Here is a 25723-nt window from a genome sequence, read left to right as displayed (position 1 = left end):
CGCGCGGCCCGGCATCGCCGCCGGCGCAACGGCGGTTCCAGCAGAAGAGGTTCAGATGATCAATTTGTCGAAAGGCGGTCGCGTCAACCTGTCGAAGGAAGCGCCCGGCACGCAGAAATTCCGCATCGGTCTCGGTTGGGACGCGAACGCGACGGACACGGGTACGGATTTCGATCTCGACGTGTCGGTGTTCCTGTGCAAGTACGACGCGCAGAGCAATCCGAAACTGATCTCGGATCAGCATTTCGTGTTCTACAACAGCGAAGTGCGGACGATGGAGCGCAAGGAAACCTTCATTCAGCCGGGCGACGATTTCCCGAAGCGGGGGATGCCTTCGTCGAAGTGCCTGGGCGTCGTGCATAGCGGCGACAACCGCACGGGCAGTGGCGACGGCGACGACGAAGTGATCTTCATCGACATCACGAAGCTCGCGGCCGACGTCGAGGAAATCTCGGTGGTCGTGACGATCGACCAGGCCGAAGCGCGCCGCCAGAATTTCGGGCAGGTTCGCAACAGCTACATCCAGATCGCCGACGAGGTGTCGGGCGCGGTGATCGCGAAGTACGCGCTCGAGGAGGACTTCTCGATGGAGACGTCGGTGCAGGTCGGCAGCTTCTATCGTCGCGACGGCCACTTCATGTTCAAGGCGGTCGGCGCGGGCTACAACCGCGGCCTCGGCGATTTCGTCCGCGCGTACGGCGGCGCGGTCTGACGGGCGGCAGCCCGGCGCGCGAAACACCGCCGCGCCGGGCAGGAAGCAGCGATGACGAATCCGTCCGACGAGCCGAAACGGCTCGAGTTCGATGCGACGCCCGAGCGCACGCCCGGGCGTCTTGCGTTCGACGCGCCGGCCGCGCCCGGTGCGCCGGTCGCGCGTGCGCCGGCGCGGCCCGCCCCGCAGGCGCTCGATTTCGGGCCGGCGCCCGCCCCCGATCAAGCCGTGCGCGCGGCGCCCGCCGACGCCATCGGCCGTGCGCTGTTCGGCGAATCGAATCATCCCCAGCTCGAAGCGTGCTTCCGCGCCGCGCAGGCCGGCTTTCCGAACCTCTATCCCGACTACGCGCCGCGCATCGAGCGGCATATCCGGCAACTGGTGCCGCTGAAGCTCGCGACGGTCGCGACGATCGGCGACGGCGCGCTGGAGACGGCCGGCAACTTGGTTGAAGCCGTCGCGGCGGCGACGCGCGAATTCAACGAACTCGGCGCGGCCGACATGATGGCCGGGATGCTCGCGCAGGCGACACGCAAGGCCGGCATGTTCGAACGCTGGTTCGGTGGGACGTCCAGCCATGTCGACTACCGCGCGGCGCTCGGCGCGCTGAAGCAGTCGCTCGGTTTTTTCCCGCGCCGCACTGAGGAACTCGCCGCGAAGGTCCGCCATGCGGAGGAAAACCTCGTGGTCGTGCTCGCGGCGCTGAGTGCGGTGTCCGACGTCGTGCGGGCGCCGGACGATGCGGGCGTCGAGCGCACGCTGTTCGACCGCCGCAACATCGTCGGGCAGGCCGTCCAGCAGATCCGGATGCAGCCGGCGCAACTGCGCGGGCTGGACGAGCGCGTGACCGACCTGCTGTCGCGCGCCGATCACCTGATGAACGTCGTGCTGCCGGCGGCGCTTGCCGCGCGGCCGTCGCGCTGAGCGAACGACTCGACCGCATGCGCTTCGCCGCGCGCGGTCTCGTGTCGGGCGATACGGTTTCGCGTGGGGGCCACGAGTCTGCTATCTTCCCGGGCATCTCATCGCTTTCCCGCCGATTCTTCATGACCGATCGCATCGTCGCCGCCTTCGATTTCGACGGCACCATCACGACTACCGACAGCTTTCGCCATTTCGTCCGCCAGACGGTCGGCACGCCGCGTTTCGCGTGGGCCGGGCTGCGCGCGCTACCGTGGATCGTCGCGATGAAGGCCGGGCTGCTGTCGCGCGGCGACGCGAAGGCGAAGTTCGCGTCGTTCGCGTTCGGGCCGATCCGCGAGGACGCGCTCGATGCCCAGGCGCGCAGGTTCGTCGACAGTGATCTGCCGAGGCTCGTGCGTCCGGAAATGCTCGAGCGCGTTCGCGAACATCGCGCGCGCGGGCATGAAGTCGTGCTGGTCAGCGCGTCGCCGTCGCTGTATCTGGAGAAGTGGGCCAAGACGGCCGGCTTCGACGCGGTGCTCGCGACGCGGCTCGCGTTCGAGCGCGGCATCTTCGCCGGCCGGCTCGACGGCGAGAACTGCTGGGGTCCGCAGAAGGTCGTGCGGCTGCGCGGGTGGTGGGGCAACCGGCCGCCGAAGCAATTGTTCGCGTACGGCGACAGCCGCGGCGACAAGGAGATGGCCGAGCTCGCGAACTGGTCGTGGATCCGCGGCCAGGGACCGATGCCGCCGATCGGCGATTGAGGCCGCGCTGATGTCGCGCGCCGCCGGCGTTACGCGTCGGCCTGCGCGCTGTGCGTGCCGCGCGGCGGACGATAGCCGCCCCAGCGATTCGCGCGCGCGAACGTGCCGACGTCGTTGAAGCGCACGCTGACTTCGCGTAATGCCGCATGCGCGGTGCGCGCGGTCAGTTGCCGGATGTAGAACGGATCGCGCACCACGAAGTGATGGATCGCGTGCGTGCTGCCGAAATTGAAGCAGAACAGCTGGAACGGCAGCATCCACCACGGGTTCAGCACCTGCGTCTGCTGGATCACGTTGCGCGAATCGATGTCGCCGAAATAATGCATGTTCGAGCTGACGAAGTTGATGCAGAAGCTGCGCAGGAAGTTCGGCTGCCAATTTCACGCGCGCGTTCAAGCGCTGGACGGGCGTTGCGCCGAGCGAGCGGCGCTGAACGTCGCACCCGCATCGGGGTGTCGGTTCCCGCGCAGGCGCCGAATCTTTTTCAGACCGTCAGACGATCGCGATCCAGTTCGCGCCGCGTCCGCCCGGCACGCGCGCGTGCAGCGACAGCGTGCCATCGTCCGGCGCGATCGCATACACGGCCACGTGTTCCGACTGTTCGCCGCAGGCGACGAGCCAGCGTCCCGACGGATCGATCGCGAACCCGCGCGGCTGGGTCTCGGTGGGTGTCGCGTGGGTGGGCTCGAACGTGCCGTCTTCGTTGCGGCGATAGCCGAGCAACCGGCTCGACGTGCGCTCGCTGACGTACGCGAAGCGCTCGTCGGGCGTCAGGTGCAGATCGGCGGCCCACACGGACGGTTCGGCGGGAGCGGGCGGGCGCGCATGGCCTTGCGCGAGTTCGGCGACGGCCGGATGGCGCGCGCTCACGTGCGGGTCGCCGAGCCGGCCGGTGTCGGCGTCGCGCGCGAAGGTCGCGAGCGTTCCCCGGAATTCGCTGACGACGACCAGCGTGCGGCCGTCATCCGCGAACCGCAGGTGACGCGGGCCGAAGCCGGCCGGCACGCGCGTTTCGCCGTGTTCGACCGCGCGCACGCCGGCGGCGTCCTCGACGAGCGCAAAGCCGAACACCCGATCCGAGCCCAGCGAACTGACGTACGCGAAGCGGTTGTCCGGCGATACGATCACCGCATGCGCGTTCGCGATGCCGCCCGCGACTTGCAGCGGCGTGCCGTCGCCGTCGCGCACGCGCGCCGCGTCGTAGAGGCTCAGCGAACTGCCGCCGTACGACGCGCCGAGCAGCCAGCGGCCGCTGCGGTCGAGCGACAGGTACGCATGGCTCGCGTCGATCGCGGTCGCGCCGATGCGCACGAGCGCGCCCGTGGCGGCGACGCGGAACGCGACGATCGTCGGCTGCTCGCCGCGCGTCGCGACGTAGAGCCGCGCGCGGTCGGCCTGCACGGCGATCGGCATCGCGGCGTCGGCGGCCGGATAACGGGCGAGCGGCGCGAGCGTGCCGTCGCCGGCGAGGGAGAACGTGGCGAGGTCGCCGTCGACGGCATTCGAGACGACGACGGTCAGGCGGTCAGTGTTCGGCATGGCGGAGCATCGAAGCGTGCGTGAAGGATTCGTCGGCCGGCCGGCCGCGCGGCGGATCGCTGCGCCGGTGCGTGCGCGCGAACAGCGCGGCGACCGCGGCGACGAGCGAAGCGATCGCGAGCGCATACAGCCCGCCCGTGATCGAACCCGTATGTTGCTTCAGATAGCCGAAGGCCGTCGGCGCGACGAAGCCGCCGAGGTTGCCGACCGAGTTGATCAGCGCGATCACGGCCGCGGCCACGCGCGTGTCGAGATAGCCCTGCGGGATCGGCCAGAACAGCGACGCCGCTGCCTTGAAACCGAGCGCGGCGAAGCAGATCGACGCGAACGACCACACCGGATTCGGCGACGTCGATGCGAACAGTCCGCACGCGGCAAGCACGAGCGCGAACGCGAGCCAGCGCTGCGGATGCTTCCACTTCGACGACAGCACCGCGAAGCCGTACATCGCACCGATCGCGATCATCCACGGAATCGTGTTGTACAGGCCGACCTGGAAATCGGTGAGGCCGCCCATCTTGCGGATGATGGTCGGCAGCCAGAACGTGGCCGCGTAGATCGTCAGCTGGATCGAGAAGTACAGGAAGCAGAACAGCATGATTTGCGGATCGCGCAGCAGCGTGGTCGCGCGCACCGGCACGTTCGAGCGGACGTCGCGCGTCGCGCGCTCGTCGTCGAGCGCGTTCTGGAGCGCCGTGCGTTCTTCCGGCGTGAGCCACGTCGCGTCGCGGATATGCGATTTCAGCAGCAGCCAGCTCGCGCCGCACAGCGCGACCGAGAACAGCCCTTCGATCAGGAACATCCACTGCCAGCCTGCGAGGCCGAAGCCGCGGATCGACAGCAGTGCGCCGGTGACGGGCCCGGACAGCACCGACGCGAACGCGGAGCCGCCGAGGAAGATCGCCATCGCCTTGCCGCGTTCCTGCGGCGGCAGCCATTGCGACAGGTACAGCACGACGCCGGGGAAGAAGCCGGCCTCGGCGGCGCCGAGCAGAAAGCGCAGCGCATAAAACGATGTGTCGTTCCACACGAACGCCATCGCGGCCGCGACGATGCCCCACGTCGCCATGATCCGCGCGAGCCAGATGCGCGCGCCGTAGCGCTGCATCAGCAGGTTCGACGGCACTTCGAACAGCGCGTAGCCGACGAAGAACAACCCGGCGCCGAGCCCGTACGCGGCCGCGCCGATGCCGATCGACGCTTCGAGATGGCGATCGACGAAGCCGACGTTCACGCGGTCGATGTAGTTCGCGATGAACATGATCAGCACGAGCGGCAGCACGTGCCACTTCACTTTCGAGACGGCGGACGCGAGCGGGTCGCGGCCGGGCAGGGCGGACGAGGGCGGGTTCAACGGTGTCTCCGGTCGGGCGGCCGCGGACGGGGCGGTAGCCCGCGTCGCGTCTGGGTGGCAGTTTATGTAGTACGTCGTCGTATGACATGGTACGCCGGCGCGTTGGCGATGACGCCGCGGGTTTACCCGGAAATTTTCTGGGTTTTGGAGAAATCAGGCGATGGAAAGCGGAAGTTTTCACATCTGATGACGTATGACATAAAACGACATTGCGTCGACCGTCAGGTGCGGCGCGGGCCCGCCTCGGCGTGAAAGCTCGGGATCGAGGCGATGCATTCGTGCCCGGTACGTTGAGGGAGCCGGGCGAGAGAACCGACCTCGACGGCGCACTGCCCGATATCCGTGTGTTTCGCACGACGGCGCTCAAGCGGGAAGTCGTGCTGCGCATAAAGCGGCAACAGCACGCTCGTGGCGAACGACATGCAGGCGACCCGCAAGCCGTTTGCAGGGCAGCGCCGCTACGCTGTATCGAAGGCGCGCGCGGTTGCGGCACAATACTTGGCGCGCGCGTTCGGCGTGCACGCCACTTGCGCGAACGGCGGATTTCATGCGTTGACGATGGAGCAACGGATCATGCAGGACAACCAGTACGCGCGGCATGTCTTCGCGTTCAACGGCGACGCGGACGGCCTGTGCGCGCTTCAGCAACTGCGGCTCGCGGAACGCGTGCACGGCACGCTCGTGACCGGCGTGAAGCGCGACATCAGGCTGCTCGAGCGCATCGACGCGGGCGCCGACGACATCGTCACCGTGCTCGACGTGTCGCACGACCAGAACCGCGACGCGTGCGCGCGGCTGCTGCGCGACGGCGCGACGGTCCGTTACTTCGACCATCACTTTGCCGGCGAGCTGCCCGACCATCCGCGCTTCGACGCGCATATCGACATGGCGGCCGACGTCTGTACGAGTGCGATCGTGAACCGCCATCTCGACGGCCGGTACGCGCGCTGGGCGATCGTCGCGGCGTTCGGCGACGAACTGCCGGCGCTCGGCGAGGCGCTGGCGCGCGAGCACGGCGTCGACGAAGCCGTGCGGGGCGTGCTCGCCGAACTCGGGCGCTATCTGAACTACAACGCCTACGGCGAGTGCGTCGGCGATCTGCACTTCGATCCGGCGGCGCTCGCGGACGCGATGCTGCCATGCGTCGATCCGCTCGATTTCGTGCGCGGGACGGCCGTGTTCGCCGCGTTGCGCGACGGTTACCGCGACGACATGGCGCGCGCGTGCGCGCTCGCGCCGCTGCGCGAGGTGCCGGGCGCGACGCTGGTCCGGATGCCCGATCATCCGTGGGCGCGGCGCGCGACCGGCATGCTCGCGAACGAGCGAATGCGCGACGCGCCGCATGCGGCGCTCGCGGTGCTGTCGCCGCGCGCGGGCGGCGGGCTCGTCGTCAGCGTACGCGTGCCCGACGGCCGGCCGATCGGCGCGGACGAGTTCTGCCGCGGCTTCGCGACCGGGGGCGGGCGCAAGTGCGCAGGCGGCATCAACCATCTGCCGGAAGCCGAGTTCGATGCGTTTGCGGAGCGCTTCGAGGCCACGTTCCGGCTCGATTGACGCGATGCATCGTTGACCGGATCAGCCGGTCGCCCCGGCGGGCACGGACGACCGTCGGGCAGCCGCAGCGTGGCTCGCTGCGTTCGGTGTTGCGTCGACCGTGCGCGGTGTGCGGTGTGCCCGAACCGTTCGACGTGCAACACCGTCAGAGCAACATGCCGTGCGTGCGGCCGTCCGGCAGCACGACTTCCTTTGAATTGAAGTGGATCGTGCGGTCGCGTTCGGTGTCGCCGTGGCGTGCCGGCCGTGACGACCGGCGTCGACACCGCGCAGCGCAGCCGCGACAATACGCGTCTCCCTTTGCTTTCGTCATCGAGGTGCCTGCCCGTGTCTGCCCAGCCGTCCGTTGCCCCCGCGATCGTCTGGTTCCGCGACGATCTGCGCGTGACCGATCAGCCCGCGTTGACGCGCGCGGTCGAATCCGGCCGGCCGCTCGTCTGCGTGTTCGTCGACGACACGGGCGCCGGCGCCGGACCCGCGCTCGGCGGCGCGGCGCGCTGGTGGCTGCACGGGTCGCTGGCCGGGCTCGACGCCGCGCTCGCGCGGCATGGCGGGCGCCTGCTGCTGCTGCGCGGCGACGCGCAGCGCGAGATCGAGCGCGTCGTCGGCGACACGGGTGCGGCCGCCGTGTACTGGAACCGCCGCTATGCGCAACCGCAGCGCGACGCCGACGCGGCGCTGAAGGCATCGCTCAAGGCGCGCGGCGTGACGGTCGAGAGCAGCAACGGCAGCCTGTTGAACGAGCCGTGGGAGGTGCTGACGGGCAGCGGCGGCCCGTACCAGGTCTTCACCGCGTACTGGCGCGCGGCGCGCCGCGATCGCACGGTCGCCGCGCCGTTGCCGGCGCCCGAGCGGATCGCGTTTCATCCATGGTCGCAAGCCGTGCGCGACCGTGCGCTGTCGCTCGACGCACTTGCGTTGCGTCCGCCTGCGCCGGACTGGGCCGGCGGCCTGCGCGACGCGTGGCCGGCGCCCGACGAAGCCGGCGCGCACACACAGCTCGATACGTTTGTGACGACCGCGCTCGCCGGCTATGCGGATGCGCGCGACCGTCCCGATCGCCCCGCGACGAGCCGGCTTTCGCCGTTCCTGCGCTTCGGCAACGTGTCGCCGCGACAGGTGTGGCATGCGGTGCAGGGCGCCGCGCACGCAGGCGGCGCGGCGTACGCGGCGCACGCCGACAAGTTCCTGAGCGAGCTCGGCTGGCGCGAATTCAGCTACACGCTGCTGTATCACTTCCCGGCGCTCGCGACCGACAACTTCCGCGCGCAGTTCGATGCGATGCCGTGGCGCGACGATCCCGCCGCGTTACGTGCGTGGCAGCGCGGGCGGACCGGCTATCCGCTCGTCGACGCAGGCCTGCGCGAGCTGTGGACGACCGGCTGGATGCACAACCGCGTGCGGATGGTCGTCGCGTCGTTCCTGATCAAGCACCTGCTGATCGACTGGCGCGCGGGCGAAGCGTGGTTCCGCGACACGCTGGTCGACGCCGATCCCGCGAACAACGCGGCGAGCTGGCAATGGGTGGCCGGCTGCGGCGCCGACGCCGCGCCGTATTTCCGCATCTTCAATCCGGTCGCGCAGGGGCAGAAGTTCGACCCGGACGGCGCGTACGTGCGGCGCTGGGTGCCCGAGCTCGCCGGCCTCGACGACGCATCGATCCACGCACCTTGGGAAGCGTCGCCGCTGGCGCTCGAAGCGGCCGGCGTACGGCTCGGCGTCGACTATCCGGCGCCGCTCGTCGAGCACTCGGCCGCGCGCGCCCGTGCGCTCGATGCGCTGGCCACGTTGCCGAAGCGCCGCTGACCGTCCGCTCCGGTTTGCCGCATCAATTGCAGAAGGCGACGTGCTCGAGCAGCGCGTAGGCGACGCCCGCATCGAAGTAGGCCGCGCCGCACCACGCGACGAACGCGAGCGTGCCGGCGGCCAGCGCCGCGCACATCATGCCCATGCCGCGTTCCCCGATGCCGGGCGCGCGACGCGCGCGTCGTCGATCGGCAGGTGCAGTAGCGCCGCGAGCACGCCGAGCGCGATCGAGCCGATCCACAGCGGCAGGTACGAATGCGTCGCGTCGTACACGAGCGCGCCGAGCCACACGCCGAAGAAGCTGCCGAGCTGGTGGCCGAAGAATACGAAGCCGAACAGCGTCGCGATGTAGCGCACGCCGAACATCTGCGAGATCACGCCGTTCGTCAGCGGGACCGTGCCGAGCCACGTGAAGCCCATCACGGCCGCGAACACGTAGACGCTCGTGGGCGACAGCGGCGCGGCGACGAACGCGGCCATCGCGAGCGCACGCACGAGATACAGCACGGACAGCACGTACTTGCGCCGCAGCAGCCCGCCCAGATGGCCGCACGCATAGGTGCCGGCCACGTTGGTCAGCGCGATCAGCGCGAGCGCGACGCTCGCATGGCGCGTCGGCAGCCCGTGGTCGAGCAGGTACGCGGGCAGGTGCGTCGCGATGAAGGCGAGCTGGAAGCCGCACGCGAAGAAGCCCGCGTTCAGCAGCCAGAAGCCGCGATGCGCGAACGCCTCGCGCACGGCTTCACCGATCGACTGTTCGGGGCCGGCGGCGGCGCCCGCCGCCTGCGCGGGCCGGTCGCGCAGCAGCACGGCGAGCGGCGCGAGCAACGCGGCGACGAGCGCCAGCGCGATGAACGCGTGCCGCCAGCCGATGCCGCCGATCAGTTCCTGTGCGACGGGCACCATGCAGAACTGGCCGAGCCCGCCGATCGCGCCGGCAACCCCGAGCGCCCAGCCGCGCCGATCGGGCGGGAACAGGCGGCTCAGCGCGCCGTAGATCGACGCGAACGCCGAGCCCGACAGCGCGATGCCGATCACGAGCCCGGCGCCGACCGTGAACACGCCGGTCGTGGCCGCCTGCGCCATCGTGACGAGCCCGGCCGCGTACAGCAGCATGCCGGCGACGATCACGCGCACCGAGCCGAAGCGGTCGGCGATCATCCCGGTGAACGGTTGCGCGACGCCCCAGATCAGGTTCTGCAACGCCAGCGCGAGCCCGAACGCCTCCCGCGACCAGCCGTGGTCGAGCGACACGGGCGCCAGGAACAGGCCCTGCACGTGCCGGATGCCGAGCGCGGCGCCCATGATCAGGCCGCCTGCCAGCACGGGCAGCCAGCGGCGCCGGACTTCCTGCTCGATCGGGGTCATGCGTGTCTCCGGATGAAGGCGCGCGGCGAAACGGTCGCGCTCGATCCGATTAGACGAGCGGGGCGGTCGTCGCTCAAGCGATCATTCGGTCAGGTTGGCATGCGTGACGGGAATGCGAAGGGGCGACGTCGGCTGTCCGCGGTCACGCGCATCCGCACCGTCGGCTCAGGCCGACGTCATGTCGTGCGCGTGCATCGACGCATCGCATTCGGCCGCTTCGGCGAGCATCCAGTCGCGCACGTCGGCGACTTCGCGGCGCGGGGCCGGATCGTGCTGGAACAGCCAGTAGCCGTACGTTTCCGACAGCGTCTGCGTGTGCGGCCCGAGCACCGCGAGCCGGCCGTCGGCGAGCATCGGCGCGACGAGCGCGAGCCGGCCGAGCGCGATGCCCTGGCCGGCGATCGCGGCCTGGATCACCTGATCGTACTGGTTGAAGCGCAGCACGCCTTTCGGGCGCGCGTCGCCGAGCCCGGCCGCGTGCAGGTGCGCGTGCCACTGCAACTGCGGTTGCGGCGGCCCGTCGAATTCGAGCAGCACGTGATCGGCGATCGCGGCCGCGCTCGTGACCGGCCGCGCGGCGAGCGCGGGATGCCCGACCGGCATGACGATCTCGTCGAACAGGCGCAGCGCGCCGGCCGGCGCGCGCTCGCGCGGGCAGTAGCGGATGCCGAGGTCGATGCCCTCCGCGCGCAAATCGAGTACCTTGTCGTTCGCGGCGACGCGCAGGTCGATTTCGGGCAGCCGCGCCTGCAGCCGGCCGAGCCGCGGCAGCAGCCACAGCGCGGTCACGCCGATGCTGGCGGTGATCGTCACGGGCTGGCGCTCGCGCGCGGCGGCGAGCGACGCGACGGTGTCCTGCAGGCCGTGCAGCGCCGCATCGGCGACGCGGAACAGTCGCTCGCCTTCCGGCGTGAATGAAATCTTCCGGTAGCCGCGCTGCAGCAACGTCACGCCGAGATGCGCTTCGAGCGCATGGACCTGGCGGCTGACCGCCGACTGCGTGACGCACAGATCCTGCGCGGCGAGCGTGATGCTCATGCGGCGGCCGACGGCGACGAAGCCGCGGACGAGATCGAGCGACGGGAGGCGGACGAGTGGCGTTGACATGCGCGTGACTCATGCGAACGGAGCAGCAAGATTGGTTGAGAACGCGGCACGCGTCAAGTTCAATGGAGGCGGGTTGGTTGCGGACGGGGAGGCTGAGTCAGCGTTGACGCGCCAACTCGGACCGACCGCTATGCGTGGGATCCGAGTAAGCGCTAAAGCGCTAAAGCGCTAAAGCGCTAACTCGGACCGACAGGAGACACGATGACGATTTCGAACGAGGAAAGCGGCGCAGCGCAGGGCAGTCGCGCGGCGGGCGCATTGCCGCCCGAACCCGTGACGCTGCGGGCAGCCGACGGCTACGAACTGCGCGGCCACGTGTGGCGCCATCGCGGCGGCGCCGCAGCGCGGCCCGTGACGGTCATCAACTGCGCGACGTCGGTGCGCTGCGACTACTACTTTCGTTTCGCGGCCTGGCTGTTCGCGCAAGGGCGCGACGTGCTCGTCTACGACTATCGCGGTATCGGCGGATCGCGTCCGGCGCAGCTCGCGAAGCTGCGCGCGAACTGGCTCGACTGGGGACGGCTCGATTGTGAAGCCGCGCTGCACTATGCGCGCGACGCGTTTCCGGGCCAGCCGCTCGATGTGGTTGCGCACAGCATCGGCGGCTGCGTGCTCGGCCTCGCGGCATCGAACGTGCACGTGCGGCATGCGGTGACCGTCGGCGCGCAGTACGCGTATTGGCGCGACTATTTGCCCGCTGAGCGGCGCCGCATGTGGTGGAAGTGGCATGTCGCGATGCCCGCGCTCGCCGCCGTGTTCGGCTACGTGCCCGCGAAGCGGCTCGGCTGGATGGAGGACACGCCGCGCGGTATCGCGCTGTCGTGGGCGCGTTCGCGGCCGCGTTTCGAGGACGGCTACCTCGGCAGCGTGCTCGACGACGGCGCGGCGAGCCGTGCCGCGTTGCCGGCGCGCTTCGCGGGGCTGTCGGCGCCGATGCTCGCGGTCGGCATCGACGACGACGCGTTCGGCACGGTCGCCGCGATCGAGCGGCTGGTCGGCTACTACACGGGCAGCAACGTCACGCATCTGCGGATCGCGCCGGCCGACATCGGCGTCGACGCGATCGGTCATTTCGCGTTTTTCCACAGCCGCTTCACCGACACGCTGTGGCCGGTCGCGTTGTACTGGCTGCAACACGGCGTGCTGCCGGCCGATGCACCGGGCGTCGTGCACGCGCTGCACCCGACGTCGCGCGGGCGAGTGACGGGGAGCGGCGTGCCGGGCAGGGCGGCGAGCGGGTGACCCAGCGTATGCGAGCGCGACGCGCAGCCTCGTTCGCGTCGCGCGCCCGCAGCAGCAGCCGGCCGCCGCCGCGATCGATTAACATCGGACGTTTCGCTCCCATGCACAGACTGCCGCGCGCCGATGTCCATTCCGTCCGATTCCGCTTCTCCCGTTGAAACGCCCCGCGCATGGCGCATGCACGCACTCGACGTGCCGCCCGCCGCCGCGCGCGCCGGCGTGCGGATCGCGCGCATCGATTTCGACTGGCGCGTCCCGCTCGCGTCGCCCGCGTATGCGGCGCTGAGCGACGACGAGCGCGCCCGCGCCGCACGTTTCCTGCGGCACGAGGATGGGGTGCGCAGCGCCGCGACGCGCGCCGCGCTGCGCGACGTGCTCGGCGCGGCGCTCGGCATCGCGCCGCGCGCGGTCGCAATCGTCGTCGACGCAGCGGGGCGGCCGTCGCTGGACCCTGCGCATCGTGCGTCGCTCGACTTCAACGTGTCGCATGCGGGCGCTCATGCGCTGCTCGCATGGGTGCCGGCCGGTCGCGTCGGCGTCGATATCGAGGGCTGCAACCGCGCGACGGACTGGCGCGCGCTGACGCGCGAAGTGTGCGCACCCGCCGAGATCGCATATCTCGACGATCTGCCGACCGGCGCGCGCGAGGGCGAATTCATGCGGGTGTGGTCCGCGAAGGAGGCGCTGCTCAAGGCGCTCGGCACCGGCATCGTCGGCGGGCTGCGCGCGTTCGCGGTCGTGCCGCCGCGCGACTCGGCGACACCCGCGACGACGATCGTCGACCCGATCGCGCCCGCCGCCGGCGTCGCGGCGTTCGATGCGGCGTGGCTCGATGCGGCGCCCGGCTACGCGGCGTGCGTCGCGTGGACGCGCGCGTAGGCCGAGCGCGACGCGGCGCTTACTCGAGCGGCGCGTCGTTCGGCGCCGCGTAGCGCGCCTTGATCACGTCGCTCATCGGGAAGTCGAACGACAGCCCCTTCGGCGGCACCGGCTTCATGAACCATTTGTCGTACAGCGCATTGATCTCGCCGCTTTTCATCAGTTGCACGAGCACGCCGTCGACGAGGGCCTTGAACTGCGGATCGTCCTTGCGCAGCATGAACCCGTAGGCTTCCGACGATTGCGGCGTGCCGACGAGCTGCCAGTCGGCCGGCTTCGCGGCGAGCTGGCGCACGCCCGCGAGCAGCACGTCGTCCATCATGTACGCGGCCGCGCGGCCCGATTCGAGCGTGAGACGTCCTTCGCCATAGTCCTTCGCGCTGATGATCTGCATGCCCATCTTCTTTTCCTCGTTCATCTTGCGCAGCAGGCGTTCGGACGTCGTGCCCTGGTTCGTCACGACCGTCTTGCCGGCGAGATCGGGGAAGTCGCGGATGCCCGAGCTCGTGCGCGTGAGCAGGCGCGTCGTCGCGACGAAGAAGGTGGTCGAGAACGCGACCTGCGCATGGCGCGCGGCGAGATTGGTCGTCACGCCGCATTCGAGATCGACGGTGCCGTTCTGCACGAGCGGAATGCGGTTCTGCGACGTGACCGGAATGAAGCGCACCTGCAGGTCGGGCTTGCCGGTGCGCGCCTTCACCGCGGCGATCACGCGGTCGCACAGGTCCTGCGAGAAGCCGATGACCTTGCCGCTCGCATCGACATAGGAGAACGGCACCGACGTTTCGCGATGGCCGATCGAAATCAGGTTGGACTGCCGGATCTTCTCGAGCGTGCCGGACAGCGGCTCGGCGGCGACGGACGCGCCGCACGCGAGTGCGCACGCGGCGACGAGCAGGGGGCGGCCGATGCGGGTGGCGAATCGTGACGGGAAGGGCATGACGGTCTCCGTGGCGAATGAGGATCCACATGTTGCCAAATAAAAAATAAAAACAACATATGTTAAATCGCGACCCCGACCGGCCGAGCCGGCGGTGCGTGGCGGACATCAGGGAAACTCCCGAGCCGGAATGATGAAAAACGGGTTGTCTAGACAAGTTCCGATGGCTACACTTCAATCCATTCCGAACTTGTCTAGACAGGATTGCTCACATGATTACGTTGACCCCCGGCCATCTGACCCTCCCGCAACTGCGCCGGATCGCACGCGAATCCGTGCAACTGAAGCTCGACCCGGCCAGCTTCGCGAAGATCGACGCGGGCGCGAAGGCCGTCGCCGACATCGCCGCGAAGGGCGAGCCGGCCTACGGCATCAACACGGGTTTCGGCCGTCTGGCGAGCACCCACATCCCGCACGACCAGCTCGAACTGCTGCAGAAGAACCTGGTGCTGTCGCACGCGGTCGGCGTGGGCGAGCCGATGGCGCGCTCGTCGGTGCGTCTGCTGATGGCGCTGAAGCTGTCGAGCCTCGGCCGCGGCCACTCGGGCATCCGTCGCGAAGTGATGGACGCGCTGATCACGCTGTTCAATGCGGACGTGCTGCCGCTGATCCCGGTGAAGGGGTCGGTCGGCGCCTCGGGCGACCTCGCGCCGCTCGCGCACATGTCGGCCGTGCTGCTCGGCGTCGGCGAAGTGTTCATCCGCGGCGAACGCGCGAGCGCGCTCGACGGTCTGCGCGTCGCCGGCCTCGCGCCGCTGACGCTGCAGGCGAAGGAAGGCCTCGCGCTCCTGAATGGCACGCAGGCATCGACCGCACTCGCGCTCGACAACATGTTCGCGATCGAAGACCTGTACCGCACCGCGCTCGTCGCCGGCGCGCTGTCGGTCGACGCGGCAGCCGGCTCGGTGAAGCCGTTCGACGCGCGCATCCACGAACTGCGCGGCCATCAAGGCCAGATCGACGCGGCCGCGTCGTACCGCGAACTGCTCGAAGGTTCGCCGATCAACCAGTCGCACCGCGACTGCGACAAGGTGCAGGATCCGTACAGCCTGCGCTGCCAGCCGCAGGTGATGGGCGCGTGCCTCGACCAGATGCGTCATGCGGCCGACGTGCTGCTGGTCGAAGCGAACGCCGTGTCGGACAACCCGCTGATCTTCCCGGATACCGGCGAAGTGCTGTCGGGCGGCAACTTCCATGCCGAGCCCGTCGCGTTCGCGGCCGACAACCTCGCGCTCGCCGCGGCGGAAATCGGCGCGCTGGCCGAGCGCCGCATCGCGCTGCTGATCGACGCGACGCTGTCGGGCCTGCCCCCGTTCCTCGTGAAGGACGGCGGCGTGAACTCCGGCTTCATGATCGCGCACGTGACGGCGGCCGCTCTCGCATCGGAGAACAAGACGCTCGCGCACCCGGCGTCGGTCGACTCGCTGCCGACTTCCGCGAACCAGGAAGACCACGTGTCGATGGCGACGTTCGCCGCGCGCAAGCTCGCCGACATCGCGGACAACACGAAGCACATCCTCGCGATCGAACTGCTGGCCGCCGCCCAGGGCGTCGACCTGCGTGCGCCGTACCACACGAGCCCGAAGCTCGCGCCGGTGATGGAGACGATCCGCGGCAAGGTTGCGCACTACGAGCTCGATCACTACTTCGCACCGGACATCGCGGTGATCGCGAAGCTGGTCGGCGAGCGCGCGTTCGCGAAGGTCGCGCCGTTCTCGTTCGCATCGGAACAGTAAGCCGATGAGTGCGCCGGTCTACCAGGAGATCAAGGATTTCATCCTGGGCCGCATTCACGCCGGCGAGTGGGCGGAGGGCGATCAGGTGCCGTCCGAGAACGAACTGGCACGCGAGTTCAAGGTCGCGCGCATGACCGTCAACCGCGCGGTGCGCGAGTTGACGGCCGAGCAGGTGCTCACGCGCATGAAGGGCGCGGGCACCTACGTCGCGCGGCCGAAGTACGAGTCGACGCTGGTCGCGATCCGCAGCATCTCGGAAGAGGTGGGCGCACGCGGGCATGCGTACCGCGCGAGCGTGCTCGGGCTCGACACGATCCGCGCCGACGATGCGCTTGCCGACGAGATGCAGGTGGCCGTGCGCACGAAGCTGTTTCATTCGCAGGTGCTGCACTTCGAGAACGACGAGCCGGTGCAGCTCGAAGAACGATGGGTGAATCCGGCGGTCGCGCCGGATTACGCCGAGCAGGATTTCACGAACACGACGCCGAACCTGTACCTGATGCGCGCGGCGCCGCTGCAGCGCGTCGAGTACCGGATCGAAGCGGCGGCCCCGGCGCCGGAGCGGCGCGAGCAGCTGCGGATGGACGACGTCGAACCGTGTCTGGTTTTACATCGGCGCACCTGGTCGCAGGGCGTCGTCGCCTCGGTGGCGAATTTGTGGCATCCCGGCAGCCGTTATCGCTTCACCGGGCATTTCTGATTCCTTATTGATCTTCCATTTCCTTCGGGAGCAGTCGTCATGAACCATCCGAAACACATCGATCCCCGTCTCGATCCGACGCGCACGATCCGCGCGCCGCGCGGCAGCGAAAAGACCTGCAAGACCTGGCTGGCCGAAGCGGCCTACCGGATGATCCAGAACAACCTCGATCCGGAAGTCGCCGAGCATCCGCATGCGCTCGTCGTGTACGGCGGCATCGGCCGTGCGGCGCGCAACTGGGAATGCTACGACCAGATCCTCGCGTCGCTGAAGGATCTCGAGGAAAACGAAACGCTGCTGATTCAATCGGGCAAGCCGGTCGGCGTGTTCCGCACGCATAAGGATGCGCCGCGCGTGCTGCTCGCGAACTCGAACCTGGTGCCGCACTGGGCGAACTGGGATCACTTCCACGAGCTCGACCGCAAGGGCCTGATGATGTACGGCCAGATGACGGCCGGCAGCTGGATCTACATCGGCAGCCAGGGCATCGTGCAGGGCACCTATGAAACGTTCTTCTCGGTCGCGAACCAGCACTTCAACGGCGATCCGTCGGGCCGCTGGATCCTGACGGGCGGCCTGGGCGGGATGGGCGGCGCGCAGCCGCTCGCCGCGACGATGGCCGGCTTCTCGATGATCGCGGTCGAATGCGACGAGACGCGCATCGACTTCCGCCTGAAGACGCGCTACGTCGACAAGAAGGCGACGACGCTCGACGAAGCGCTCGGCATGATCGACGAAGCGAAGCGCACCGGCAAGCCGGTGTCGATCGGCCTGCTCGGCAACGCGGCCGACGTGTTCGCGGAACTCGTCACGCGCGGCATCACGCCGGACTGCGTGACCGACCAGACGAGCGCGCACGACCCGATCAACGGCTACCTGCCGCAAGGCTGGACCGTCGCGCAATGGCGCGAGGCGCAGAAGGTCGATCCGCAAAGCATCGTGAAGGTCGCGAAGCAGTCGATGGCCGTCCAGGTGCGCGCGATGCTCGCGCTGCAGGAACGCGGCGCGGCGACGCTCGACTACGGCAACAACATCCGCCAGATGGCGCTGGAAATGGGCGTCGAGAACGCATTCGACTTCCCGGGCTTCGTGCCGGCGTATATCCGCCCGCTGTTCTGCGAAGGCAAGGGCCCGTTCCGCTGGGTCGCGCTGTCCGGCGATCCGGAAGACATCTACAAGACCGACCAGAAGGTGAAGGAGCTGATCCCCGACGATCCGCACCTGCACAACTGGCTCGACATGGCGCGTGAGCGCATCGCGTTCCAGGGCCTGCCGGCACGGATCTGCTGGGTCGGCGTGAAGGATCGCTACCGCCTCGGCCAGGCGTTCAACGAGATGGTCAAGAACGGCGAACTGAAGGCGCCGATCGTGATCGGCCGCGACCACCTCGACACGGGTTCGGTCGCGAGCCCGAACCGCGAAACGGAATCGATGAAGGACGGTTCGGACGCCGTCAGCGACTGGCCGCTGCTGAACGCACTGCTGAACACGGCAGGCGGCGCATCGTGGGTGTCGCTGCACCATGGCGGCGGCGTCGGCATGGGCTTCTCGCAGCACTCGGGCGTCGTGATCGTCGCCGACGGCACCGCCGACGCGCACGAGCGTCTCGGTCGCGTGCTGCTGAACGATCCTGCGACGGGCGTGATGCGCCATGCGGATGCCGGTTACGAACTCGCGCAGCAGACGGCCCGCGAAGCCGGCCTGAAGCTGCCGATGCTCGGCCGCTGAGCATGACGGCGCTCGACCAGGCGCCGGTGAACGTGACGACGATCCGCGCGGCGGATCTCGTCGCGTCGCCGTGGAAGAACGGCGGCGGCGTGACGCGCGAGATCGGCGCGTTCCCGCCCGGCGCGGCACTCGATGCGTTCGCGTGGCGCGTGAGCGTCGCGGACGTCGGCACGGCCGGGCCGTTCTCGCGTTTCGACGGCGTCGACCGCACGCTCGTGCTGCTGTCCGGCGCGGGCATGACGCTCGCCGAAGCGGGCGGCACGCGGCACGTGCTCGATGCACCGCTGGCCCGTGCGGATTTTGCGGGCGAGACGGCGATCGACGCGATGCTGCACGACGGCGCGACGCGCGACTTCAACCTGATGACGCGCCGTTCGGCCGCGCGCGGGTCGGTCGACGTATGGCCCGAGGGCACGCACCGCATCGAGCGCGCCGATACCGTGCTGCTGTTCTGCGCGACCGGCGCGGTCGGTGTCGAGATCGACGGCGCGCACTACGCGCTGCAGGAAATGGACACGCTGCGGCTCGACGGGCCGCGGCGTGCGTTTGACGTCGTCGTGAGCGGAAGCGGCGCACTGCTTGCCGTATCGCTCGCCGTCGGCGAACGAGACTGAACGCATGAAACCGACTGTCTGGCATCACCTGAGGCTGTGTCCGCACGGCCATCCCGACGAGACGATCGACGACGCGGCGATCGCCGTCGACGAAACCGGCACGATCGCGTGGCTCGGCGCATTGTCCGCGCTGCCGCACGGTTATGCGCACTGGCGGCGCGAGGACCTGCACGGCGCGTGGGTGACGCCGGGCCTCGTCGACTGCCATACGCACCTCGTGTACGGCGGCACGCGCGCCGACGAATTCGCGCAGCGCCTCGCGGGCGTCAGTTACGAGGAAATCGCGCGGCAGGGCGGCGGGATCGTGTCGACGGTGCGCGCGACGCGCGCGGCCGACGAGACAGCGCTGTTCGTGCAGGCCGCCGCGCGCCTGCAGCCGCTGCTCGCCGAAGGCGTGACCGCGATCGAGATCAAGTCGGGCTACGGGCTCGACCTCGCGAGCGAGCGCAAGTTGCTGCGCGTCGCGCGCCAGCTCGGCGAACGCTTCCCGGTCAGCGTCTATACGACCTTCCTCGGTGCGCATGCGCTGCCGCCGGAATACGTGGGCCGCGCGGACGACTACATCGACGAAGTGTGCGACCGGATGCTGCCGACGCTGGCCGACGAAGGGCTCGTCGACGCGGTCGACGTGTTCTGCGAACGCATCGGCTTTTCGCTCGCGCAGACCGAACGCGTGTTCGAGGCCGCGACGCGGCGTGGGCTGCCGGTGAAGCTGCATGCGGAGCAACTGTCGAATGCGGGTGGCACGGCGCTCGCCGCGCATTACCGCGCGCTGTCCGCGGACCACCTCGAATTTCTCGACGAAGCCGGCATCGAGGCGATGAAGGCGGCCGGTACGGTCGCCGTGCTGCTGCCCGGCGCGTACTACTTCATCCGCGAAACGCAACTGCCGCCGATCGAGCTGCTGCGCAAGCACGGCGTGCCGATCGCGCTCGCGACCGATCACAACCCGGGCACGTCGCCGCTCGAATCGCTGCTGCTGACGCTGAACATGGGCTGCACGCTGTTCCGCATGACGGTGCCCGAGGTGCTGCAGGGCGTCACCCGCCATGCGGCCGCGGCGCTCGGCCGCGCGGATCGCCACGGCGCGCTCGAGGTCGGTCGCCAGGCCGATTTCGCCGCGTGGTCGGTCGGTTCGCTGGCCGAGCTTGCGTACTGGATCGGCCGGCCGCTGTGCGAGCAGGTCGTACGCGGCGGCACGACCGTGTTTCGCAGGATGAACGGATAGTTTTTGCGACGGACCGGGTTCGGTACGTGACGTACCGGATCCGGGCGACGCTTTGCAGGGGACCGGACCCGGCGCGCAACGGCGCACTCCGGTCGATCGCCGCGAGGCCGGCGCTGGCGCGACGCGCTCGCGCCTGCCGGCCGCGGCACCGGGCCGGACGAGATGCTCAAGCGCTCGATCCGGTCGATGAGGACACGCAATGACCGACACCCTGTTGTTCGCGGACCAAGCCTACCTGCCCGATGGCTGGCGCCGCAACGTGCTGCTGCGCTGGGACGCGGCCGGCACGCTGACCGACGTGACGCCCGACACCGACGCACCGGCCGGCGTCGCGCGCGCGGCCGGGCCGGTGCTGCCCGGCATGCCGAACCTGCATTCGCACGCGTTCCAGCGCGCGATGGCGGGGCTCACCGAATACCGCGCGAATCCTGCCGACAGTTTCTGGAGCTGGCGCGACCTGATGTACCGCTTCGCGCTGAAGATCACGCCCGACGCGCTCGCGGCGATTGCACGCTGGCTGTATGTCGAGATGCTCAAGTGCGGCTACACGTCGGTGTGCGAATTCCACTATGTGCATCACGCGCAGGACGGCTCGCGCTATCCGCAGATCGCGGAGCTCGGCACGCGCGTGGTCGATGCCGCGCGCGCGGCCGGCATCGGCATCACGATGCTGCCCGTGTCGTACCAGTTCGCCGGCTTCGGCAACAAGCCGCCGCGCGACGACCAGCGCCGCTTCATCAACGCGCCCGACGGCGTGCTCGAACTGCTCGACGCGATGCGTCGCGCGGCGCCCGAGCATGGCGGGCTGCGCTACGGCGTCGCGCCGCATTCGCTGCGCGCGGTGTCCGAGAGCGGGCTGCGTGCGCTGCTCGACGGGCTGCCCGGCGATGCGCCGGTGCACATCCACATCGCCGAGCAGACGGCCGAAGTCGACGACTGCGTGCGCGCGTACGGCGCACGCCCGGTCCAATGGCTGCTCGATCGTTTCGACGTCGACGCGCGCTGGTGCCTCGTGCACGCGACGCACGTCGATGCGGCCGAGACGGCGGCGCTCGCGAAGCGTCGCGCGGTCGCCGGGTTGTGCCTGACGACCGAAGCGAACCTCGGCGACGGCGTGTTTCCGGCCGTCGACTATCTCGCGCAGGGCGGCGTGATCGGCGTCGGCTCGGACAGCCACGCGTCGGTCGAGTGGCGCTCGGAGCTGCGCCTGCTCGAATACGGGCAGCGGCTCGTGCACCGCGCGCGCAACGTGCTGGCGAGCGAGTCGCAGGCGCACGTCGCCGATCGCCTGTTCGATGCGTCGCTCGCGGGCGGGGCGCAGGCAAGCGGGCGACGCATCGGTGCGCTGCGCGCAGGCTGTCGCGCCGACTGGCTCGTGCTCGATCCCGATCATCCGGCGATCGCCGAACACGACAGCACGGCATGGCTGTCGGGCATCGTGTTCGCCGAACATGGCGAGACGCCGGTGCTCGACGTCTACACGGGCGGCGAGCGCGTCGTGAGCGGCCGCCGCCATCGCGACGAAGCCGCCGCGTATGCCGACTACCGCGCCGCGCTGGCGCAACTGCTGCGCTGAACGCGCGGCACCCGGCGCACGGTGCGCCGGCCGACTCTTACGGTGAGGCGACATGACTGAACAACCGGCTGTATTCACGCTGAAGCAGGGCACGCTGCCGCTGCTGATCTCGATTCCGCATGCGGGCACGCACATCCCCGACGACATCGCAGCGACGATGACGCCCGACGCGCGCTTCGTCGACGATTGCGACTGGCATCTGGAGCGGCTGTACGGCTTCGCGGCCGATCTCGGCGCATCGATCCTCGTGCCGTCGCATGCGCGTTACGTCGTCGACCTGAACCGTCCGCCCGACAACGAGAACCTGTATCCGGGGCAGGACACGACGGGGCTCGTGCCGGTCGATACGTTCGACAAGGCGCCGCTGTATCCGGCCAACGCGCTGCCCGGCAACGACGAGATCATGCGTCGCCGCGACCGTTACTGGCTGCCGTATCACGACGCGCTGCAACGCGAGATCGCGCGCCTGAAGGGCGAACACGGCCGCGTGCTCGTGTGGGAAGCGCATTCGATCCGCTCGCACGTGCCGCGTTTCTTCGACGGCCGCCTGCCGGACTTCAACTTCGGCACGTCGAGCGGCGCGAGTGCGGCGCCCGGTCTCGCGGAGGCGCTCGCTGCGCGCGTGCTCGCGCACGGCGGCTACACGGCCGTCGCGAACGGGCGCTTCAAGGGCGGCTACATCACGCGTCACTATGGCGTGCCCGATACCGGTGTCGAGGCCGTGCAGCTCGAGCTGTCGCAGATCACCTACATGGAGGAGACGCGTCCGTACGCGTACGACGAAGCGCGTGCAGCGCGGATCGCGCCGCTGCTGCAGACGCTCGTCGAAACGGCGCTCGCGCATCGCTGAGCACCGGCCGCATGCATGCGGCAGCGCGGCGGGCAGTGCGTTCCGCCCCGTCGGCACATGGCAGGCGAGCCGATGCAATGCACAAAACGGCATCGATCCGCGCGATCGATGCCGTTTTTTTCGTCTGACCGATGGCGTCATCGGCACCTGAAAATTTGACGCAATTTTTCGGTGATATAAGCTGAATGTCAGGAAGTCGTCACGCGCGTACCGGCGGCGAGGCCATCGACGATGGCCGGACTGCGCCGGCATCCGCTGCGAGACATCTTGCTGACGTGTCGCCACGCGGCATAGCGACACGTGTCCTGTCTCCATCAGTCAGTCGAGTACGATCGTGAAAGCCGCCAGCCCTTCGATACGCCGGACGCGAAGTCCGTCGGCGGGCGCGCCGCCTCAGGCCGGGCCGAACCGGCATGCTGATCGCGGCACGCGCGCCACCCCGTTACGCGAGCCTCGCTTCTTCGCCATTTCCCATCGCGGCCCGCGCCGCTTCAATCTCGCGACCGCGCACCTGTCCAGCGCGGTGCAGTGCGACGGCAGCGCATCGTTGTTGCCCTAGCGTCCGTTTCCGCTTCCGTTTTCGCTTCCGTTCCGGGACGCATCGCTCGTTGCCGCAGCATCCGTGCGGCAGGATCGCGCCTGCGCCTGCGCCGCGCGATCGCACGCGCGTGCGACGTACCCGTGAACCTGGATCGTTGCGCGCGCAAGCGTGTCGCGCGCCCTTACCGGAGACACGTCGATGCGTGCACGCCCGATCGTAGCCGTCACCGCCGACCGCATCCTGCGCGGCGCCCATCCGAACCACACGGCGGGCGAGAAGTACCTCGCCGCCATCGTCGACGGCGCCGGCGCGCTCGCGTTCGTCTTGCCCGCGCTCGGCGCGCGGCAGCCGGCCGACGCGATCGTCGCGGCAATCGACGGACTGCTGCTGACCGGCAGCTATTCGAACGTCGAACCGCATCATTACGGCGGCGCTGCGAGCGTACCCGACACGCTGCACGATCCGGCGCGCGATGCGACCGCGCTGCCGCTGATCCGCGCGGCGATCGACGCGGGCGTGCCCGTGCTCGCCGTCTGCCGCGGCATGCAGGAGCTGAACGTCGCGTACGGCGGCACGCTGCATCAGCGGCTGCATGCGACGACCGGCTTCGACGACCACCGCGAACGACCGGACGATCCGCTCGAACGGCAGTACGGTCCCGCGCATGTCGTGCAGCTCACGCCGGGCGGCCTGCTGCAGCGGATCGCGCGCGGCGCGCAAGAGGCGACGGTCAATTCGCTGCACGACCAGGGCCTCGCGCGCCTGGGCGCGGGGCTCGCCGTCGAAGCGAGCGCGCCCGACGGGCTGGTCGAAGCCGTCAGCGTGCGCGGTGCGCGTGCGTTCGCGCTCGGCGTGCAGTGGCATCCCGAATGGCGCTACGCGGAGCAGCCGCTGTCGCGCGACATCTTCGCGGCATTCGGCGCGGCGTGCCGCGCGCGGATGACGCATCGCCTTCGTGCGGGCGGCGGCGCGACGCCATCGCCGGCCGCATCCGATATCGACATCGACTAACGAGGCCGATCATGCAACCCGAACTGAGCGAATTCCTGCGACAGCACCGCATCACCGAAGTCGAGGCGATCATTCCCGACATGGCCGGCATCGCGCGCGGCAAGATCATTCCGCGCAACAAATTCGAATCCGGCGAATCGATGCGCCTGCCGCAGGCCGTGATGGTGCAGACCGTCACCGGCGACTATCCGGAGGACGGCACGCTGACCGGCGTGACCGATCCCGACATGGTGTGCGTGCCCGATCCGTCGACGATCTGCCTGATCCCGTGGGCAGTCGATCCGACCGCGCAAGTGATCCACGACTGCGTGCATTTCGACGGCTCGCCGGTCGAAATCTCGCCGCGCTACGTGCTGCGCCACGTGCTCGACCTGTACGAGGCGAAGGGCTGGAAGCCCGTCGTCGCGCCGGAACTCGAGTTTTATCTGGTCGACATGAACGCCGATCCCGACCTGCCGCTGCGGCCGCCCGTCGGCCGCACGGGGCGGGCGGAAACGGGTCGCCAGTCGTATTCGATCGAGGCCGTCAACGAGTTCGATCCGCTGTTCGAGGACATCTACGAGTACTGCGAAATGCAGGGCCTCGATATCGAGACGCTGATCCATGAAGTCGGCGCCGCGCAGATGGAGATCAATTTCATGCACGGCGACGCGCTGTCGCTGGCCGACCAGGTGTTTCTGTTCAAGCGCACGGTGCGCGAGGCTGCATTGCGTCACAACATGTATGCGACGTTCATGGCCAAGCCGATGGAAAACGAGCCCGGGTCCGCGATGCACATTCATCAGAGCCTCGCGGACATACGCACCGGGCGTAACCTGTTCGCCGACGAAAACGGCGCCGTGTCGCCGCTGTTCCACAGCTATCTGGCGGGGCTGCAGAAGTACACGCCGGCGCTGATGCCGATCTTCGCGCCGTACATCAATTCGTACCGTCGCCTGTCGCGCTTCATGGCCGCGCCGATCAACGTGCAATGGGGCTACGACAACCGTACGGTGGGTTTTCGCATCCCGCAGTCGAGCCCCGTCGCGCGTCGCATCGAGAACCGGATACCGGGCGTCGACTGCAACCCGTACCTTGCGTTCGCGGCGACGCTCGCTGCCGGCTATCTCGGCATGACGCAACAGCTCGCGCCGACCGAGCCGATCGCATCGGACGGCTACGATCTGCCGTATCAGCTGCCGCGCAACCTCGAGGAAGGCATCTCGCTGATGGCCGCGTGCGAGCCGCTCGCCGGCATCCTCGGCGACAAGTTCGTGAAGGCCTACCTGGCATTGAAGGAAACCGAATACGAAGCGTTCTTCCGTGTGATCAGCTCGTGGGAACGCAGGCATTTGCTGCTGCACGTGTAGGCGTGCGGCGCTGTTTGACGGAGAAAACATGACCGATCGAAACGACGCTTTTCCGCAGTACTCGACCGCCGATTTTCGTGCGCTCGACGCCGCGCACCACATCCACCCGTTCTCCGACATGGGCGCGCTCAACCGCGCCGGCAGCCGCGTGATCGTGAAGGCCGACGGTGTCTACCTGTGGGACTCGGACGGCAACAAGGTGATCGACGGGATGGCTGGCCT

The 25723-nt window shown here is 69.1% G+C and carries 23 protein-coding genes and 2 pseudogenes; 17 read left to right on the top strand and 8 right to left on the bottom strand.

Going from position 1 to position 25723, the window contains the following annotated elements:
- Positions 1-55: 55 nt before the first annotated feature.
- The 3 genes from J8I33_RS33365 (at position 56) to J8I33_RS33355 (ending at position 2379) form a co-directional block, all read left to right on the top strand.
- Positions 56-712 (top strand): TerD family protein, encoded by a 657-nt coding sequence (locus J8I33_RS33365; RefSeq protein ID WP_050018000.1) that lies wholly within the window; start codon positions 56-58, stop codon positions 710-712.
- Between the two features lie 51 nt (positions 713-763).
- Positions 764-1636: a hypothetical protein gene (locus J8I33_RS33360; RefSeq protein ID WP_209939945.1), complete on the top strand. Its 873-nt coding sequence runs from the start codon at positions 764-766 to the stop codon at positions 1634-1636.
- A 122-nt stretch (positions 1637-1758) separates the two neighbouring features.
- Complete coding sequence (locus J8I33_RS33355; RefSeq protein ID WP_124631857.1) at positions 1759-2379, top strand: HAD family hydrolase; 621 nt, start codon at positions 1759-1761, stop codon at positions 2377-2379.
- A 29-nt stretch (positions 2380-2408) separates the two neighbouring features.
- Here J8I33_RS33355 and J8I33_RS33350 read toward each other — a convergent pair.
- From J8I33_RS33350 to J8I33_RS33335, 4 genes and pseudogenes are all read right to left on the bottom strand, one after another.
- Positions 2409-2750, bottom strand: a pseudogene (locus J8I33_RS33350) (fatty acid desaturase); the annotation flags it as partial.
- A gap of 121 nt (positions 2751-2871) precedes the next feature.
- Positions 2872-3918: a beta-propeller fold lactonase family protein gene (locus J8I33_RS33345; RefSeq protein ID WP_124557634.1), complete on the bottom strand. Its 1047-nt coding sequence runs from the start codon at positions 3916-3918 to the stop codon at positions 2872-2874.
- Positions 3905-5272, bottom strand: coding sequence for an MFS transporter (locus tag J8I33_RS33340; RefSeq protein ID WP_050017996.1), 1368 nt, complete (start codon positions 5270-5272; stop codon positions 3905-3907). The genes J8I33_RS33345 and J8I33_RS33340 overlap by 14 nt, the downstream gene beginning before the upstream one ends.
- 221 nt (positions 5273-5493) lie before the next feature.
- Complete coding sequence (locus J8I33_RS33335) at positions 5494-5694, bottom strand: hypothetical protein (RefSeq protein ID WP_209929279.1); 201 nt, start codon at positions 5692-5694, stop codon at positions 5494-5496.
- Between the two features lie 151 nt (positions 5695-5845).
- Here J8I33_RS33335 and J8I33_RS33330 point away from each other — a divergent pair, with 151 nt between their 5' ends.
- Both J8I33_RS33330 and J8I33_RS33325 read left to right on the top strand, forming a co-directional pair.
- Positions 5846-6826: an acetyltransferase gene (locus tag J8I33_RS33330; RefSeq protein WP_209929278.1), complete on the top strand. Its 981-nt coding sequence runs from the start codon at positions 5846-5848 to the stop codon at positions 6824-6826.
- 327 nt (positions 6827-7153) lie between these two features.
- Complete coding sequence (locus J8I33_RS33325) at positions 7154-8632, top strand: deoxyribodipyrimidine photo-lyase (protein ID WP_209939944.1); 1479 nt, start codon at positions 7154-7156, stop codon at positions 8630-8632.
- Positions 8633-8654: 22 nt separating this feature from the next.
- On the opposite strand, the gene J8I33_RS34820 is transcribed toward J8I33_RS33325, so the two are convergent.
- The 3 genes from J8I33_RS34820 to J8I33_RS33315 form a co-directional block, all read right to left on the bottom strand.
- On the bottom strand, positions 8655-8777 hold the full coding sequence (locus J8I33_RS34820; RefSeq protein ID WP_280885004.1) for a hypothetical protein: 123 nt from the start codon (positions 8775-8777) through the stop codon (positions 8655-8657).
- Entirely contained in the window at positions 8768-10000 is a 1233-nt protein-coding gene (locus tag J8I33_RS33320) for an MFS transporter (protein WP_209939943.1), read from the bottom strand. Before J8I33_RS33320 ends, J8I33_RS34820 begins: the two co-directional genes overlap by 10 nt.
- Positions 10001-10165: 165 nt before the next feature.
- Complete coding sequence (locus J8I33_RS33315) at positions 10166-11107, bottom strand: LysR substrate-binding domain-containing protein (RefSeq protein ID WP_050017992.1); 942 nt, start codon at positions 11105-11107, stop codon at positions 10166-10168.
- A 201-nt stretch (positions 11108-11308) separates the two neighbouring features.
- On the opposite strand from J8I33_RS33315, the gene J8I33_RS33310 reads away from it, so the two are divergent.
- Both J8I33_RS33310 and J8I33_RS33305 read left to right on the top strand, forming a co-directional pair.
- The gene (locus tag J8I33_RS33310; protein ID WP_124631855.1) at positions 11309-12349 is read left to right on the top strand and encodes an alpha/beta fold hydrolase; all 1041 of its coding nucleotides are present in this window, start codon (positions 11309-11311) and stop codon (positions 12347-12349) included.
- 123 nt (positions 12350-12472) lie between these two features.
- Entirely contained in the window at positions 12473-13228 is a 756-nt protein-coding gene (locus tag J8I33_RS33305; protein WP_209939942.1) for a 4'-phosphopantetheinyl transferase superfamily protein, read from the top strand.
- A 19-nt stretch (positions 13229-13247) separates the two neighbouring features.
- On the opposite strand, the gene J8I33_RS33300 is transcribed toward J8I33_RS33305, so the two are convergent.
- Positions 13248-14168 carry a glutamate/aspartate ABC transporter substrate-binding protein gene (locus J8I33_RS33300; protein WP_209939941.1) on the bottom strand — a complete coding sequence of 307 codons (921 nt, stop codon included), beginning with the start codon at positions 14166-14168 and terminating at the stop codon, positions 13248-13250.
- 212 nt (positions 14169-14380) lie between these two features.
- On the opposite strand from J8I33_RS33300, the gene hutH reads away from it, so the two are divergent.
- The 10 genes and pseudogenes from hutH to J8I33_RS33250 form a co-directional block, all read left to right on the top strand.
- A complete protein-coding gene (gene hutH, locus J8I33_RS33295; protein WP_050017988.1) occupies positions 14381-15904 on the top strand; it encodes a histidine ammonia-lyase in 1524 nt (507 codons plus the stop codon).
- Between the two features lie 4 nt (positions 15905-15908).
- Positions 15909-16604 carry a histidine utilization repressor gene (gene hutC / locus J8I33_RS33290; RefSeq protein ID WP_050017987.1) on the top strand — a complete coding sequence of 232 codons (696 nt, stop codon included), beginning with the start codon at positions 15909-15911 and terminating at the stop codon, positions 16602-16604.
- 39 nt (positions 16605-16643) lie between these two features.
- Positions 16644-18332, top strand: a complete 1689-nt coding sequence (hutU, locus tag J8I33_RS33285) for a urocanate hydratase (RefSeq protein WP_011549425.1) — start codon at positions 16644-16646, stop codon at positions 18330-18332.
- 2 nt (positions 18333-18334) lie between these two features.
- Positions 18335-18946 (top strand): HutD family protein, encoded by a 612-nt coding sequence (locus J8I33_RS33280; protein ID WP_050017986.1) that lies wholly within the window; start codon positions 18335-18337, stop codon positions 18944-18946.
- 4 nt (positions 18947-18950) lie between these two features.
- Positions 18951-20174: an imidazolonepropionase gene (gene hutI / locus J8I33_RS33275; protein ID WP_209939940.1), complete on the top strand. Its 1224-nt coding sequence runs from the start codon at positions 18951-18953 to the stop codon at positions 20172-20174.
- Between the two features lie 199 nt (positions 20175-20373).
- The gene (locus tag J8I33_RS33270; RefSeq protein WP_209939939.1) at positions 20374-21750 is read left to right on the top strand and encodes a formimidoylglutamate deiminase; all 1377 of its coding nucleotides are present in this window, start codon (positions 20374-20376) and stop codon (positions 21748-21750) included.
- 52 nt (positions 21751-21802) lie between these two features.
- Positions 21803-22600, top strand: coding sequence for an N-formylglutamate deformylase (gene hutG / locus J8I33_RS33265; protein ID WP_089488605.1), 798 nt, complete (start codon positions 21803-21805; stop codon positions 22598-22600).
- 739 nt (positions 22601-23339) lie between these two features.
- A complete protein-coding gene (locus J8I33_RS33260; protein WP_209939937.1) occupies positions 23340-24152 on the top strand; it encodes a gamma-glutamyl-gamma-aminobutyrate hydrolase family protein in 813 nt (270 codons plus the stop codon).
- Between the two features lie 11 nt (positions 24153-24163).
- Positions 24164-25501 carry a glutamine synthetase family protein gene (locus J8I33_RS33255; RefSeq protein WP_050017981.1) on the top strand — a complete coding sequence of 446 codons (1338 nt, stop codon included), beginning with the start codon at positions 24164-24166 and terminating at the stop codon, positions 25499-25501.
- Positions 25502-25529: 28 nt separating this feature from the next.
- Positions 25530-25723: pseudogene (locus J8I33_RS33250) on the top strand (aspartate aminotransferase family protein); the annotation flags it as partial.

Origin of the sequence: Burkholderia sp. AcTa6-5 (assembly GCF_017815075.1) — a bacterium.
GTDB classification, from domain to species: domain Bacteria; phylum Pseudomonadota; class Gammaproteobacteria; order Burkholderiales; family Burkholderiaceae; genus Burkholderia; species Burkholderia sola.
This window is presented reverse-complemented; position numbering and strand designations above follow the sequence as displayed.